This is a genomic window from Planococcus citreus, assembly GCF_003664125.1.
GTDB classification, from domain to species: Bacteria; Bacillota; Bacilli; order Bacillales_A; family Planococcaceae; genus Planococcus; species Planococcus citreus.
This window is the reverse complement of record NZ_RCCP01000002.1, coordinates 319,690-336,224: the sequence shown is the minus strand read 5'-3', so window position 1 is coordinate 336,224 and position 16,535 is coordinate 319,690. Positions and strand designations below refer to the sequence as shown.

Here is a 16,535-nt window from a genome sequence, read left to right as displayed (position 1 = left end):
TTCAGCTTGTCAAGAAAGATAGGAAGCCATGTTTTCCGAAGCTTATCGCTCGCTTTCCGTGGGCTCGCGCCCAAGCCTCCTCAGCCGCAACTGCGGCCTGCGGGGTCTCGGTCGTCTCGCTGATCCACTGGAGTCGAGCGAACGCTTCTCCAAATACTTAGATAGGTCATTGATTTTGAATGTCGGAAAAATGATCCTAGTTTAATTCGTAACTGGGTAATAACCTCATTTAGTTCCGGTCGCTGTCACGGAACGGATAGTTTTGTTCCAAGTTTGTAAAATGCTGTGCCAAGAGCTCGGCGATATTATCATCGTGTGTTTGGTAAAAAGAGCGGGCGCCGACTGGGTCTTCAAATTCATTGAACACATGGCGGCCGTCTTCCAATAGCAAAAAGTCGATGCCGATGTAATCGCTGTTCAAGGCTGTGGCGATTTTTTCGACGTCGTTTCGCTGTGCAGCCGTCAGCTCGAATCGTTCAACGGAAGCACCGAGCGAATAATTCGCTTTAAATGAATCAGTGGCGCTGCGTTTGACCGCGCCGACGATATTCTTGCCGATAACGTACGCCCGGACATCGGCAATATGCGGAACCACAGGCTGATAGAGGAGCAGGGATTCAATAGCAGGCATATCGACCGGCGATTCGACATGCCACACTTCAGCACCGCCGTGGCCGTCCGCCGTTTTTGTGATATACGGGAGAGCGAGCGGCGTTTTTTGTGTCGGGATCACCGGCACTCCGAGCAATTGAAAAAATTGATAGCTCTGCCATTTATCGTTGGCGATGCGGTTCACTTCAGCGCGGTTGATAAGACGTACGCCGTTGTCTTCTAAAAAACGCGCAGCATGTGGCTGGCGTACACGAAAAAACACTGAGTGGCCCTGGACTCGCTTGAGTAACTGTTCCAGCCCATCCTCACTCCAATCATCCCAGGTGAGCAACTCAATTGAAAAATAGCGCTTCAATTCATCGATAAATCCCTGGTTATGCTGTGCAGCCGCGGATTCATACAAAACGATCATGCCAAATCCTCCTGGATATAGCGGATCATCGCATCTGCGACGTTGACGCCTGTGACATTGAGGATATTGCGGATGTGTGCAGCGGCGTTGACTTCACAGACGAGCGTTTGGCCATTGGGTCCATATAACAGGTCGACGCCGGCAAATACGGCACCGACTGCTTGAGCCGCATTTAGTGCGAGTAGTTGTTGCTGTTCGCTCAGTTCAACTGGGAAGGCACGCCCGCCGTTTGTGATATTCGCACGGAAATCAGTATCGGACTGGCGTTTCATCGCGGCAACGATCTTTCCTCCGACGATATTGACGCGGATGTCGCGCCCGCGGCTTTCTTCGATGAATTCCTGGAATACGTAATCGATGCCGGACAGGCTTTCTACTTTCTCATAAAACTGCTCTTCGGTTTCGATCAAATACACTTTCATGCCGAACGATCCGTGTCCTTCCTTGATGATCATCGGCAAGCCGAGTTGATCCAAGACGCCTTCGTAATAACCGGAACCTTGGATTGTGAAGTTTGGATACACTTTCGGTGCGACGATCGTCTTCGGCATCGGAATCTTTCGTTCTGCCAGACGGATGTATTGCGTGGCTTTATTATCACATAAATCGATGATCGCCGGATCATTGTAAACGGGAACGCCCCGGCTTTTCAGGAAATACCCGAGCAAAATGTCTTTGTCGAGCAGCACCGCAAAATCGGGAAACTCTTGCTGCTCGGAGAGCGACATTTGGATTTCGTAATTTTTCTTGATTGATACTTGGATGCCCTGGCGCTCAGCGGCTTCAGCCATCAATTGCGCCTGGTCTTGAAATTTATCGGAAACGAGGCTTCCGTTATAGATAACCCAACAACTCAGCATTTCCATTCCACCTTCATGATATACTCATACGTAAAAAGTGTATCATGTTTACTAATAGAAAGAGGTTTTTTAAATGATTACAGGACTCGATCCTTATAAGGAAAAATGGGGCATCCGGTCGGACGCATCGATCAAGCCTGGCCTAGAAGCGATGGAAGCAGCGCTTTTCGAATTGGGCAACCCGCATAAAGGACTGCCGTTTATCCATATTGCCGGCACGAATGGCAAAGGTTCCACTGCCGCTTTCGTATCGTCCATCCTTATGGCACACGGAAAACGCGTCGGCAATTTCTTCTCGCCGGCGATTGAGGATGTCCATGACCAAATCCAACTCGACCGCATGCCGATCGGAACGGCGGAATTCGATAAAGCGATGGAAAGGCTTTCGAAAGTGGAAACGGCGCTTACGGATTTTGAATTGCTGACGGTTTGTGCCTTGCTCATTTTCGAGGAGGCAGCACCGGATTATATTATCATCGAAGCGGGAATGGGGGGCAGGTTCGATAGCACCAATGTCATCGATCCACTTGTGTCCATCATTACAAGCATTTCCAAGGAACATACTATGTTTCTTGGAGACAGCATCGAAGAAATCGCCTGGCATAAAGCGGGGATCATCAAGAATGAAAAGCCTGTTGTCATCGGGCCATTACCGGAAGAAGCCCGCAAAGTAATTGAGGGAATAGCGCAAGAACACCATGCGCCCATCATAACAGTGCAAGAATACGACGGCCCCCTGAAGCTGAAAGGCCAGCATCAGCGAATCAATGCTTCTTTGGCATGGACAGCTGCACAACAAGTGCTGGGGCAATTGTTCGATGCAGAAAAAACAGCCGCAGGACTTGCACAAGCCACAATCGCGTTCCGTTTTGAGGAAATTTTTCAGCATGTCATCTTTGACGGGGCGCACAATGAAGCGAGCATCAAAGCCTTAGTTGAAACGATACAGGAAAATTATCCAGATAAAAAAATTCATATTGTTATGGGCTTGATTCAAGGGAAGGACTATTTATCCATTTTAAGGCTGTTGGAAAAAATAAGCAGTCACTTTACTTTTATTGATTTCTCTGATGAGCGCGCCATGCCAGCCCATATTTTATTTTCAGAAAATATAAGTAAAATAAAGACAATTCAAAATGATTATGATATATTACCTGTACAGAATGATTCAGAAGTGACAATAGTCACGGGTTCTCTTTACCTATTGAGTCTGCTAAAACAACGAAATTATCAGATGTTCCGGCATTATAATAGCCCGTGACCAGCAAGACAGGGACAATGCGAGAACATAGCAAGGGAGACGAGCGATGGACCCATTATCAAAAAGAAGGAACATCCTTTGGGCGGCATGGCTGTTTATTGTTCCGCCAGGACTGTTTCTCATTTATCAATACTACCCACCACCTTCCTTGGAATTGGCCGATGTTTTAGCATATTTGGCCTTTTTCGTGCTGGCATGCTTGTTCCCGATGAACATCAGCGGCGTGCCAACTTACCTCGTCCAATGGCTCACAGTGGCCGTCTTTTTGAAATATGGATTGTTTGTCGAAGTTATCCTGTCCCAATTAACGATGATCATCGTCATTTTAAGGCTGCGGACTTCTGAAAGCCTGTCGGTACGGATCCCGTTCAATTCGATGATGTTCTTCGCGATTTCAGCGATTGCCGGCTTGACGTTCCTCTTTGCGGGAGGGGAGATCGCTTCTTTGAATCTGGCGGATGTCATTGTATTCGGCTTGTTGTTCCAAACCGTCTCTTTTATTGCCAATCAATTCATCCTCTATGGCTATGCGCGGATCCTTCGCGAGCATAAAGACTTTTTCTCACTTGATACGATCTGGGATTTTGCCATCACTTTCTTGGTGTTTCCGTTCTCGATCGCCCTGTACATGTCAGAAGCCTATTTTGGATTGACAGCTTTATTGTTGCTGGGCATCCCATTTTTTACGATGACTGCCATTATCCATATGTACACCAATTCGGAAAAAGTGAACAACGATTTGAAAAAAGCGGGCGTGATCGGACACCAATTGGCTGCTCGTTTGTCGTCAGATGAAGTATTTGACCAATTTGTCATTCAAGTTGCCAAACTTTTCAAAGTGGATTTTGCTTATGTCATTGATTTCCGCGATGGGCAATTGCTGATGTTAAGGAAGTTCGAGGAAAATCAATTCCAGCCGCTCGACACACAACCGATCAATTACGACCAAGGAATCGGAGGCAAGGCAATTATTGAAAACGATTCGTATATGTTTAGCAGCAAATCCCAATGGAAAAGCATACCGACGGAATACATCCATCCCGATTCGGAGAGCCTCATGGCGATGCCCATTTCGCGAAACAATAAAATCGAAGGCGTTTTGGTTCTCGCCGCCCGCAGAAAACATGCTTTCCACAACCATCAACTTCAAATTCTGGACATCCTAAGCACTTATTTTGCCGTATCCTTGGAAAAAGCAGTGCTCGTCCAAAAAGCGATCGCCAAGAGCGAACGCTGCGGACTGACCAAACTATATAATTACCGCTATCTTGATGAAGCGATCGGCAAATGCATGGATCAAGTGAATAACGGCGAACTCGATAATTTGTCCGTCATCATGATGGACATCGATTACTTTAAAGCGATCAATGATAAATACGGCCACCAAAGCGGCAATGAAATTTTAGTTGAGCTTGCCAATTTACTGACGGACATGGTCGGCAGCGAAGGGACGGTAGCCCGTTACGGCGGCGAAGAGTTTGTCGTTTTGCTTCCCGGCTATAGCAAGGAAGTTTCGATGCTGTTCGCGGAGAACATCCGCAAAGAAATTGAGAAGCACCAATTCACCATCCACAGCGATTTGGATGACAACAGAGGCACTGTCGGCATCCAAATCACCATGAGCATCGGCGTCTCTTCAGCGCCGGATGACAGTGACGATGCCATGGCAATGATCCGCAATGCCGACCGGGCATTATATATCGGAGCGAAGCAAGCAGGGCGCAATAAGGTTGCTGCCTATACAAAATAAGGCTACAGAACGGCTTTTGCCGATTCTGTAGTCTTTTTCTCTCAGGAAAGATGGGAATAAAAGCTAAAGTTTTATTAAAAAGTATAGATTATCCTGTAAAAATACCGTGTCAAAACCAAGTAAACATGCAATAATATAGGCGTAGCAGGATTTAGATAGAAAGACTTCACAATAAGGAAATTAAATACAATAAACGATGCAATTTTAGGGGGAATGCAGGAAATGAACAAGCTGAAATCGCAACAAGGCTTAACGCTCGTCGAAGTGTTGGCGGCGCTCGTCATCCTCGGCATCGTCTTCGTCGGCATCATGACCGTATTTCCCCAAATGACCTTGTTCAACAACAAGACCGAAGCGAAGCTCGACACGATGAACTTGGCCAGGCAGGAGATGGCGAATATCACCAATGCTGACTGGCTGGGCGACCGCGACGAAGCGGATCCAGTCATCTATGAAAAATTCATTGATAAATACGAAGTGACGATGAACAGTTTGAGTTATACAAAAGTCTCTGAGCAAAACGGTTATGCCCGGTTCGAAAAGCAGGATGGCTACACATACGAAGTAGAACTTGCACTCGCCTGTACGCCTTTTTTGACTGAGAGCGAGACGAGCCTTTTAAAATGCGATGATCCTACTCTCGCCCAACTGCACAAAATGCATTTAAAGATTTATCAAGACGGCCAAGTGAATAGTGAAACATATGGCTATCTTCAATACCGTGTAGAGGAACAAAATTGATGGAGAGGCTAAATGAGAAAGGGGTAAGCCTTGTCGAAGTACTGGCAGCGCTTCTCCTTGTATCCATCATTGCAACTGCGGCTTGGACGGCATTATCCATCGGAATGAAACACACCACTGCAGAAACGAGCAAAACAGAAATCCAGCAAGATGCCAATATCATTATTACGAAGTTATCGGCCGCTCATCGCCAGAATGAGACGTATTCACTCAAATTTGAAGGCGGCCAATTAATGATGAAAACTGAAGATGCAACAGGAGTGGGAGTTTTTGAACGAGTGCTCGATAAGGAATATGACTACACCGGCACTGTAATAGCCGGCAATCCAGACCTGACTGTTGAAACATTGATCGAACCGAAAAAAGAACACGCCAATATCCATTTAAATTTAACGAAAAACGGCCGAAACTTGAGCATCCAGACGACGTTGACACGCATCCGCACTGACCGGCCATAGGAGGCGCTATATGGAAAAGGTAAAAAATGAAAAAGGCTATGCGCTTGTCATCGTCCTGCTCATCATCGTGCTGTTTATGGGGTTAGCGGCCACGTTCATGGCGGGCTCATTGAATCATGCGAAACAGGAAAAAGTTGTGGATACGGGAAACCAAGCGGTCGCAGCCGCTGAAATGGGCACTATCTATTATAGTTCGGACTTTGAACGCGAATTGAAACTATTGAAAGAAGAAATGCAACAGGAAACGCAGTTGCGACTAAATGTCCTCATTTCTTGTGTAGAAGAGCCGCTCGGTGCTTTATGTGATACTGAAATGGAAAGAACAGCGTGGGAAGAGGAAATCGATAGAGAAATGAAAGAACTCTACGTCGAGAAAATACTTGAAAAAAGTACTGAACTGGATGATTTGAAACTGGCTGGAGAAGAAACGCCGTTTGCGGGAGAGCAATTACAATACCATGTACAATCGGCGACTGCAGTGAAATTAAATATGGCACAAAACAATGTCGATGATCTGCATATCATTGATAAAGATGTGAAATGGGTGAAAATCGAATTGAACGTTGAAGGACGGGCAATCGACAATCAAAAAGAACTAACCGCAATTTTTCAAGTAGAGATTCCGGATAGCTTTCTCAATTCGACGGAAACCCGCAAAATCAACACCATCGTTATAACTGAAGACGAAGATTTAACTTATGATAAAGTCTTCTCATCAACTCCTCCAGCTATTTCATGCGCTGACCTTTTAACAGCTGTTCGAGAAAATAAAGCCAACGCCCCATATGAATGCAAAGCTAGTGGAACCGAAACATTAGAAGGATTTTTGGCATCATTGGATGAGGATATGGACCCAAAAGATTTTCGTGTTTACACGGATAATTATTTAGGTTTTGTTTGCAGCACTAATTGCAATAATACAGATTTTCAAGGCATTAACATCGTTGTGAACGAGACTGATGTCGGGGCTACGAACAATATGAATAATTTAGTTAACGCAAATTTATTCATCAATGGGAAACTGTCAGTTGGAAACAACATAATCAATCTTGGCAAGAATGGCGAGAAACAGACAATTGTCGTCAAAGAACTTGATGTCGATGTCAACCTGAAAAATATGTATAACACTAACTTTTTGGTGCTTGGATATAAAAATGCCGAACCTCTTGGACGACTTGAATGGAAAAACCATATTGAAATATCGAATCATTCCAATTTCTGTTTAGATATCGATCGGATTAATGAAGATGATTTAAAAAGGCTTGGGCAGGAAGTGACCTTTTCTGACAGTGGACATTTAATTTACTACACTGCAAGTTCAACGAAGAAGTTCGAACTATTGGATACGCAAAATCAACCTCGTATGGTTACCGTTAATGGTGATGAGCAAACAATGACCAGCATATATGTAACCGGAGTCAATGACTACTCGACATTCCTGGAAAACTGCGGCATCTCGATGAAAGAAAGCAAGATTGTCCCGATCGACGTCTCGGTTCCAGAACCGATCGGATCCGGTTTCGGCCTGGAAGTTGAATATTAATGAAGAAATGCGCAAGGTCTAGGGGGAGAAACAATGATTAAATTATTGATTTGGCTCATGATTACAGCTGTGGTCATGGCAGGAGTAGTCTTTTTCAAAAAAATAGAGAATAAGAAAAAGGCGTATATTGTGGCAATCGGAAGCCTTTTCGCTGCAGCTGTGGCGCTTTGGATGCAAGGGAATTTCGCTTGGCATATGAGCCTGCTCGCAATTCTCGGCTTGTCGCTCGTGACAGCGCTTCTTTTCATGAAAATGGAAGAACGCGAGCAGCAGGAAAAAGAGCGGTTAAAACAAGAACGCAAAGATCGCAAGAAGCAAGCAGTCGAACCGCCGAAACCCGCAATAGAAGCCGAAAAGGCGCCAGAACGAGAAACAGAACCAGTTAAAGAGAAATCCGAGAAGGTATTTGGCATGGAGTCCATCGGCCCGGTCGGAAAGGGGAATTAAGATGGACAATAAGCAATTCGGAAAAATGTTTGGCGGCGTATTCGGAGCCGCCCTTGTCGTATTTGGCACAGCCAATGCGGGGGCGTATGCGGTCGATGAATGGGTGTTCCCGTCGGCAGAATACGGCGATTATACGTATATCGGCACGACCGACGTATCGAATATGGCGGTCGCGGATGCCAAGACTTTGTTTTTGAGCCAGGCTTCCGCGGTCCGGGAATCCTCGGAACTGCATGTCACGTATTTGGACGCGACTGCAAAATACCCATTGAAAGACGTTGAAATTTCATTGGATGAAACTTTGGAAAGAGCACAGAGCGGCGCACAAAATGATTTCGTATTTGATCTGTCGGAAACGACGACGCGTTCGTTCTTGAAAAAGCAGTTCACCGATGTGCCGTTTACAGAAGCGGATATCGCGAATATTCACCAGCAGCTTGAAACGGCGCTTGAAGGCGGACAGTCGGTGACGCGTGTCGATATCAGCAGCGATTCTCTTGAAATGAGCCCGGAAGAAGTGGCCCAATCGAGTTTCTCCCATAGTATAAACAGCGCCGGTGCAGAAGAATTGATCGAGGTTATCGACGGCACAGTCATAGCTCCAGGTGAGCAATTCGACTTTCTATCAAAACTTGAAGAACTGGCTTTGCTCGATGCGACCGATGCGGAACTGACAGAAATCGCTTCGGCCATTTACGGAGCCATATTGCGGACGAATTTCCTCATTGAACAGCGCAGCATCGGCGAACAAGTGCCGGAAAATGTGCCGGCCGGGGAAGAAGCGGCGATTAACCGGTCATTGGGTGTCGATTTCGCCTTCTCCAATCCGAATGCCAGTTCATTCACATTGAATGTCTATCTGCAAAATGGTGAACTGACGGCATCGATCCACGGACAGCCATTTGTCCACACCTATTACATCTCGAGCGCAGCCGATAAAGAAGTAGAACCGCGTCTCATCAAGCAATACAGCGCATTCGTCTCGAGCGGCAAAAAAGTGAAAGAACAAGGCCGTGACGGCAAGCGCATCGAAGTGGTGAGAAGTGTGTTGGAAGGCGATAAAGAAGTGCGCGTCGAACCGGTGTCGAGCGATTTCTATCCGCCGGTCCACCGCGTCGAAGTGTATCCGCTCAACGTACCTGAAGCACCAGCGACCGATGCCAACGGTGAACCGATTCCGCAGCCAGGAGATGAAGGCTTTATTGACGCAAACAACAACGGCATCCATGACCCTGCAGAACAAAGTGCGGAAGACGAAACGGTTGTTGGAAATGAAGAAGGCGCTTATGCTGGAGCGGGACAAGCGACTGACGGCTCCACTCAAGATGGCGGCACAAATACAGACGGTGAAAATGACGAGACAAATAGTGAAAACGATCCATCGCAAGACGATGAACCAGTTTACGATAAAGCGGGGAAACGAGTCGACAAATGACGTTAGAGCAGGGGGGATTTGAATGGTAATTAAACGGAGAAGGCTCGGTGATATCCTCGTCGAGCAAGGCTTATTGACACAGGAAGATTTGCAAGGGACGCTCGATTCGAAACAGAATGACCAGAAACTCGGCGATGCCTTGTTGTCTCGTGGGCTCATCACTGAACAGCAATTGATCGAAACGCTTGAAGTGCAGCTCGGCATTCCGCATGTCTCGTTGTTCCGCTACCCATTCGACCCGATGCTGTTCAACGTCGTGCCGAAGGAATTCGCGAAGCGCAAATTACTCGTGCCATTGAAAACAGAAGGCGACCGCTTGTTTATCGCGATGACCGACCCGACCGATTTCATCACAATTGATGATTTGCGTTTAGCAACGGGCTTCCAGATCGAACCGACGATTGCGTCAAAAGAAGATATCATGAAAACAATCGCCAAGTATTACGAAGAAGAATCCTACGATGAACTCTTAGAGGAAATGCCGGATGCGAAAGAAGACAAAGAAGACGCCTTGACCGACCTCGATGCGCCGATTGTACGCCTTGTCAATCAGCTGCTGTCGAATGCGGTCGCGATGAAAGCATCCGATGTCCATCTCGACCCGCATGAAGGCAAATTATTGGTGCGTTACCGGATTGATGGAACGCTCCGGACAGAGCGGGTATTGCCAAAAACGATGCAGCAAATGGTCACCGCGCGCATCAAGATTTTGGCGAATCTCGACATTACCGAAAACCGCATCCCGCAAGACGGCCGTATTAAAACGACTGTCGATTTCCGCGCGATCGACCTTCGCGTATCCTCGCTTCCGACAGTGTTCGGGGAAAAAATCGTCATGCGGATTTTGGATTTGAGCCAGAACTTAACCGATATTTCCAAGCTTGGTTTCAACGAGACGAATATGGAACGCTTTATGCGCGAAATCGATAAACCGAACGGCATCGTATTAATTTCCGGCCCGACCGGCTCCGGGAAATCATCTACATTATATGCGGCGCTCAATAAGCTGAATTCCGAAGAAGTGAACATCATCACCGTTGAAGACCCTGTCGAATATCAATTGGAAGGTATCAATCAAATCCAAGTGAACGCCAATGTAGGTTTGAGTTTTGCGGCAGGATTGCGCTCGATTCTGCGCCAAGATCCCGATATCGTCATGGTCGGGGAAATCCGCGACAAGGAAACAGCAGATATTTCCATCCGAGCCTCGCTCACGGGGCATTTGGTACTGAGCACGATCCATACGAATGACTCGATCGCATCGATTACGCGCCTACTCGATATGGGCATTGAACCGTTTCTCGTGACTGCTTCGCTCAATGCGGTCATCGCACAGCGGCTCATCCGCCGTGTGTGCCGAGATTGCAAGGAAATACAGCCGGCAAGCGTGCGCGAACAAGAGATTTTCGCGAGAAGGGGCTTGTCGATCGACACGATTTCACGGGGCGCCGGCTGCCCGCAATGCAATATGAGCGGCTATAAAGGGCGCATGGCGATCCACGAAGTGCTCGTTGTCGATGATGCCATCAAAGACGTCATTAACCGCGGCGGCACGGCTGCCGAGATCCGCAAAATCGCCGTGGCCAATAAAACGATTTTCCTTATTGATGATGGTCTATTAAAAGTAAAGGAGGGCATGACGACGACGGAAGAAGTGCTCCGCGTTGCCATGAGTGACTAATATGACTGAAACCGCTATTGATTTTATCGATAAAGTTTTGACCGCAGCGCGTGAACTCGACGTATCCGATATCCATATGACTACCGGCATCCCGCCGGTTTTCCGCATGCACGGCTCGCTCAAGCGCTACGGGGAAGAGCGGCTGTTACCCGAAGACACTGAAGCGATCGCGAAAGCCTTGATGCCCGAAAGTTTGTGGGACACTTTCCTGCAAAAAGGCGAGATGGATTATTCCTACTCGATCCCTGGCGTCGCGCGTTTCCGTGTCAACTCGTTCCACCAGCGAGGCTCCATTTCACACGCGTTCCGGACCATCCCGACGGTCATCCCGTCGATCGATGATTTGAAAATGCCGGATACGTTGAAGAAATTGTCCGATACGCATCAAGGTTTGATTCTCGTTACCGGCCCGACAGGTTCCGGTAAATCGACGACTTTAGCTGCGATGATCCGCCATATGAATGAAAACATGACCAAGCATATCATCACGCTTGAAGACCCGATCGAGTATATGCATAAGCACGGCTCATCGGTCATCGACCAGCGCGAAGTCGGCTTTGATACGAAATCATTCGCCAACGGACTTAGAGCCGCACTGCGTCAAGACCCGGATGTCATCCTGGTCGGTGAGATGCGTGACCTCGAGACGATCACAACCGCAATCACGGCCGCAGAAACCGGCCACTTGGTCATGGGCACACTCCACACCTCGAGCGCCGCATCAACCGTCGAACGGATCATCGATGTATTCCCGCCGGAGCAGCACGCACAAATCCGCACGCAGCTCGGCGGCATCTTAAAAGCAGTCATCTCTCAGCGCTTGCTTCCGACAGCGGACGGCAAAGGGCGCGTCGCCGCGACCGAAATCATGATCCACAACACAACGATCGCGAACTTGATCCGTACCGAGAAAGTCCACCAAATCCCGAACGTCATCTTGACGAACCGTGCGGCGGGGATGCATCTCATGCAGACATCCGTCCAGGAGCTTTTGAATAAAGGACGCATCACGAAACAAATTGCTGCGCCTTATTTGATCGGAGGCGAAGAGTAAGTGGCGCGCTTTAAATACGAAGGACGCGACCGGAAGAAAATCCGCGCCGGCTACGTCACTTCCGGAAATCGCCGGGAAGCGGTGCAAAAACTGCGCGAAGAAGGCATTCGCGTCATCGATATCCGCGAAGTGCCGGTTGGCGCATTGCAAAAAGACATTTCGTTCGGCAGCCCAGTCAAACGAGACCAGTTCATCATGTTCTTGCGCCAGTTTTCGACTTTGATGCGCGCAGGCGTCACCATCGTCGATTCGGTGAAGATTCTGTCCCAGCAAGTCGAATCCAAACAATTGCGTAAAACGCTCGCGGAAATCGAAGAAGAATTGCGTAAAGGAAATTCCTTATCCGATTCGTTGTCGAAATATCCGAAGATCTTTGAACCATTAACGGTCAACTTAGTGCGCGCAGGGGAACTGTCCGGGAATATTGATGATTCACTCGACCGGCTTGCGACACATTATGACAAAGCGTACCAGACGAGGCAAAAAGTCATCTCGGCGATGAGTTATCCGGTTGTTGTCGGAATTCTCGCCATCGGCGTTGTCATCTTCCTGTTGTCGACGATTGTGCCGATGTTCGTCGATATGTTCCAAGGCTTTGGCGGTGAATTACCGATTGTCACGCAAGTCGTAATGGGGGCGAGTCGGTTCACGGTCCAGTATTGGTATTTGCTTGTGTTGTTTGCGTTAATTTTCGCCGGCACAATTTGGCTTATGAAACGCAGCGAACAAGGGCGTATGGTGCTCGATACAGTCGTGCTGAAAATCCCGATCTTCGGCAAGCTCTTGCAGAAATCCGCACTCGCCAGGCTCACCCGCACGCTCAGTTCGTTGTTCACCAGTTCGGTGCCGATCTTGCAGGCGATGACGATGACCGAAAAAGTCGTCGGCAATGCCGTCATGTCGAAAGTGCTGCTCGCGTCGCGCGATTCCTTGGAGCGTGGCGGTTCATTAACGGCGCCGATGAAGCAGCATTGGGCTTTTCCGCCGCTCATCCCGCATATGATTTCAATCGGCGAACAAACTGGATCGCTCGATCATATGCTTGCCAAAGTAGCGGAATTTTACGAGAAAGAAGTGGAAGCGGAAACCGACAGACTGAAAGCCTTGATTGAACCTTTAATGATCGTTGTACTTGCGGCTCTCGTCGGGACTATCGTCTTGGCAATTATGATGCCAATGTTCGAGATGTTCAATAATGTAGATAATTTGTAGGTATTTTAGCAATATTATCAAGAAAAAATTTCTAAAAAAATATTAAAAAGATATTGTTTAATCTGCGACCATTGATATAATTAAGCTGTACTGAAAGTGGTACTTACTTAACAAAATAATAAGGGGGAAAAGAGAATGAAAAAATTCTTACAAAAGAAGTTGAAAGATCAAAAAGGGATGACGCTGATCGAGCTTTTAGCAGTTATCGTTATCATCGCAATCATCGCGGCTATTGCGATTCCGGCGATTGGTAATATTATTGAAAATAGCCGTGTTGGAGCAATTAAGGCAGATGCATCGAATGTTTTAAATGCTGCTAATTTGTATGAGCTAGATGAAAATGTACCTGCTACAGCTGGTACTGTTTTAGTGAGTGAACTTGTTAGTGAAGGATACCTTGATGATGCTGGGGAAATTCCAACAGCTGGTTCAGTTCTTTTAGCTAGTAATACACTTACAGCAACAGCTACAAATGGAGGTCTTTCTGTAGCTTTTGATGGCGCAGATAATTCAGCAGTAAATACAATGCCGAACAATCAAGAAGGTGAGTATACTCCGGCAAGTGGTGATGGTGTAGGCAAAATTACGGTAACTCGCAATTAACTAGATTTCAACAAAAATATTAGGAGCTGATCAAATGGCCTTACCGTTTTTCCAGAAAAAAGCGCGCGTAGCGACAATTACAATAGAAGAAGATGCAATCCGCTATGTTGAGCTGAAGTCTGTGGAACCGGTGTCCTTGAGCCAGGCGGAAGAATTGTTTCTTCCGAAAGGGATCATGGACAGCGGCAAAATCGCAGACCCAGAAGCGCTCGCTGTGGAACTCGGTAAGGCGGTCGATCAGTGGGGTCTCTCCAAAAAGTCAGTCCGATTCCTCGCCCCTGACGAATTTGTTATCATCCGCAAAGTCCCTTACCCCGAAGACGTCGAAGCCGACGAATTAAAAGGGCATTTCTTTATCGAGATCGGTTCCACCCTGTACTTGCCGTTCGAAGACCCGGTATTCGATGTGGTCCCATACCATTTGGATTCCGATGAACCGGAAGCGATCATCATCGCTTCGAAAGAATCGGTCATCAAAGATTACGAAGACGTATTCGATGGTGTGAAACTGAAACCGCTTGTCGCCGATATTACGCCGCTCGCGCTATACCGCTTGGCGTACCTTGAGCACGATTTTCCGGAAGATGAACACATCATGCTCATCGATATGCAAGGCAAGAAGATGACGGTGTCGATTTTCCATGAGCATTTCCCGATGTTCATGCGGCCGGTCGACCTCGATGTGCTTGTTGCAAATCCGGAAGATCCGGCGCAGCTGCTTGCGGCCGTCGAAGAAGAAGCCGAAAAGCTCGGCAATTTCTACCGCTATAATATGAATGAAGGCGAACAAGGCATCACGAAAGTCATCTGTAACGGGGAGTTTGGCGATTGGCACGCATTTTGCGGGCGTTTGTCCGACCGGTTCCTGATAGGCGTCGAGCCGCTCGTCAAAGACGGCATCGAAGCCGACGGCAAAATCGTGCCATCGCGCTTTAACCGGGCGATCGGCCTGGCGTTGAAAGAGGTGTAGGCATGTTAGTCGATATTAATTTACTCCCACAAAAAGAACGCGACCGGCCAGCTGTTTTAATCGCGGCGGTCGCGATTTTATTATTGGCGATCATCATCTGGGCAGTCTTTGCCATGATGGCAAGAGCCGAAGCGAATGAACAACAGGCATTGCAAGTCCAGGCGCAAGGCGTCATGGCTGAACAGGCGCAAATCCGCAATGAACTCGAAGCCCGCCAAGGCATGAACGAAGAACAGCAATTGCAGGCGACTGTCGAATGGGCGGAAAGCTACCAATTCGATACGATTCCGCTATTGGAAGAACTCGTATCGCTGCTTCCGGCACGCGGCTTTTTCCAGACCTTCTCGTATACAGGGCTGGATCAGGCGCAGCTTGTCGTCCAGTTCGACTCTTCACGCGAAGCGGCTTATTATTTGGCGCAGTTGAAATCATCTGAACTGCTCACTTCCGCCACACTCGATAACGTCGCAACCGAAATTTTTGACGAAGCAGAAGAAGAGGAAATCATTGTCGACCCGAGCAAGCCGCGCTATTTGGCGACTTACACGCTCTTGTTCCAGGACGAACGCATCCCGGTAGAAGGTGAAGAAGCAGAAGGTGAAGTGGTGGACGAGGCGGCACCGACTGACGAACCGGCCGAACAACCAGCGGATTCAACAGAGACGGAAGAAACCGATGTTGAAGTCGATGTGGATGTCGAGACAGACGATGCAGAATCGGGAGATGAAGCCGCATGAGCAGCATGACAAAAAACCAAAAAGAAAAAGCGCTCATCGCACTCGCCGTCTTGTTCCTGTTGGCCCTCGGATTTTATTCGTACTTCTTACTATATGCGCCGGCGAAAGATGCGCGCGAACAAGCCCAGCAATCGCTGCGCTCGGAACGCGATGTATTGATGGCCTTGCAGACACAAGTGAAGGAATTGCCGGAAGGCGAAGCTGTCAGCACCCTTGAACTGCAGAAGAAAGTATCGATTGATCCGCTGTCCGAGTTGATGGTGCTGCAGATCGAAGAAGCTGAGCTCATCTCGGGAACACTCGTCGAAGCAATCCAGCTCGCAGAAGCGGATGTCGCACTTCCGGTTCCGGTTGAAGGATTGGAGAACTTGAAAGAAGTGGAAACCACTGTCGCGTTTACGGCAGAAAACTATAACGAAATTACGGACTTCATTTCTGAAATCGAGGAAATGGAACGCATACTCGTCATCGAGTCAATCAATTTCGGTGCCAATCCCGAAGTGAGGGAAGTCGTCGAAGAAACCGAACGGCTGCAAGTGACGCTGTCGTTTGCGGCGTATTACCGCCCGGACCTCATCGCTTTGGAAGATACCGTCCCGAAAATCGATGCACCGGCACCGGCGGATAAAAAAGACCCGCTGCCGGCGAACGATGGCACGGAATACGCTGATGACAATGAAGAAGAAACAGATTCCGACGTGGATGTCGATGTTGACGTCACAGTCGAAGAAAGTGCATCAGGGGAGGAGTGAAGGAAAT

16 protein-coding genes are annotated in these 16,535 nt (G+C 47.9%); 14 read left to right on the top strand and 2 right to left on the bottom strand.

Translation table 11 applies throughout. The features are described 5' to 3' along the window. Positions 1-229 precede the first annotated feature (229 nt). Positions 230-1,024 (bottom strand): ATP-grasp domain-containing protein, encoded by a 795-nt coding sequence (locus DFR62_RS09910; protein ID WP_121300161.1) that lies wholly within the window; start codon positions 1,022-1,024, stop codon positions 230-232. Continuing rightward, positions 1,021-1,884, bottom strand: coding sequence for an ATP-grasp domain-containing protein (locus DFR62_RS09905; RefSeq protein WP_121300159.1), 864 nt, complete (start codon positions 1,882-1,884; stop codon positions 1,021-1,023). Before DFR62_RS09905 ends, DFR62_RS09910 begins: the two co-directional genes overlap by 4 nt. Before the next feature lie 73 nt (positions 1,885-1,957). Between DFR62_RS09905 and DFR62_RS09900 the strand changes: the two genes are divergently transcribed. From DFR62_RS09900 to DFR62_RS09835, 14 genes are all read left to right on the top strand, one after another. Continuing rightward, the gene (locus DFR62_RS09900; protein WP_121300157.1) at positions 1,958-3,145 is read left to right on the top strand and encodes a bifunctional folylpolyglutamate synthase/dihydrofolate synthase; all 1,188 of its coding nucleotides are present in this window, start codon (positions 1,958-1,960) and stop codon (positions 3,143-3,145) included. A 46-nt stretch (positions 3,146-3,191) separates the two neighbouring features. After that, positions 3,192-4,895: a sensor domain-containing diguanylate cyclase gene (locus DFR62_RS09895; protein WP_121300154.1), complete on the top strand. Its 1,704-nt coding sequence runs from the start codon at positions 3,192-3,194 to the stop codon at positions 4,893-4,895. Between the two features lie 222 nt (positions 4,896-5,117). Next, positions 5,118-5,636: a type IV pilus modification PilV family protein gene (locus DFR62_RS09890; protein WP_158290783.1), complete on the top strand. Its 519-nt coding sequence runs from the start codon at positions 5,118-5,120 to the stop codon at positions 5,634-5,636. Then, positions 5,636-6,094: a prepilin-type N-terminal cleavage/methylation domain-containing protein gene (locus DFR62_RS09885; RefSeq protein WP_101805384.1), complete on the top strand. Its 459-nt coding sequence runs from the start codon at positions 5,636-5,638 to the stop codon at positions 6,092-6,094. The genes DFR62_RS09890 and DFR62_RS09885 overlap by 1 nt, the downstream gene beginning before the upstream one ends. Before the next feature lie 10 nt (positions 6,095-6,104). After that, positions 6,105-7,637, top strand: coding sequence for a hypothetical protein (locus DFR62_RS09880; RefSeq protein ID WP_121300150.1), 1,533 nt, complete (start codon positions 6,105-6,107; stop codon positions 7,635-7,637). 33 nt (positions 7,638-7,670) lie between these two features. Continuing rightward, positions 7,671-8,084, top strand: coding sequence for a hypothetical protein (locus DFR62_RS09875; RefSeq protein ID WP_121300148.1), 414 nt, complete (start codon positions 7,671-7,673; stop codon positions 8,082-8,084). A 1-nt stretch (position 8,085) separates the two neighbouring features. Continuing rightward, positions 8,086-9,519 (top strand): VanW family protein, encoded by a 1,434-nt coding sequence (locus DFR62_RS09870; protein WP_121300146.1) that lies wholly within the window; start codon positions 8,086-8,088, stop codon positions 9,517-9,519. A 22-nt stretch (positions 9,520-9,541) separates the two neighbouring features. Next, a complete protein-coding gene (locus DFR62_RS09865) occupies positions 9,542-11,200 on the top strand; it encodes a GspE/PulE family protein (RefSeq protein ID WP_175578501.1) in 1,659 nt (552 codons plus the stop codon). 1 nt (position 11,201) lies between these two features. Further along, positions 11,202-12,254 (top strand): type IV pilus twitching motility protein PilT, encoded by a 1,053-nt coding sequence (locus DFR62_RS09860; protein ID WP_121300144.1) that lies wholly within the window; start codon positions 11,202-11,204, stop codon positions 12,252-12,254. After that, on the top strand, positions 12,255-13,466 hold the full coding sequence (locus tag DFR62_RS09855) for a type II secretion system F family protein (RefSeq protein ID WP_121300142.1): 1,212 nt from the start codon (positions 12,255-12,257) through the stop codon (positions 13,464-13,466). Between the two features lie 135 nt (positions 13,467-13,601). After that, complete coding sequence (locus tag DFR62_RS17585; protein WP_121300140.1) at positions 13,602-14,069, top strand: prepilin-type N-terminal cleavage/methylation domain-containing protein; 468 nt, start codon at positions 13,602-13,604, stop codon at positions 14,067-14,069. A 34-nt stretch (positions 14,070-14,103) separates the two neighbouring features. Then, positions 14,104-15,039 carry a type IV pilus biogenesis protein PilM gene (gene pilM / locus DFR62_RS09845; protein ID WP_121300137.1) on the top strand — a complete coding sequence of 312 codons (936 nt, stop codon included), beginning with the start codon at positions 14,104-14,106 and terminating at the stop codon, positions 15,037-15,039. Between the two features lie 2 nt (positions 15,040-15,041). Next, entirely contained in the window at positions 15,042-15,776 is a 735-nt protein-coding gene (locus DFR62_RS09840; RefSeq protein ID WP_121300135.1) for a PilN domain-containing protein, read from the top strand. Then, complete coding sequence (locus DFR62_RS09835) at positions 15,773-16,528, top strand: pilus assembly protein PilO (RefSeq protein ID WP_121300133.1); 756 nt, start codon at positions 15,773-15,775, stop codon at positions 16,526-16,528. Before DFR62_RS09840 ends, DFR62_RS09835 begins: the two co-directional genes overlap by 4 nt. Positions 16,529-16,535 lie beyond the last annotated feature (7 nt).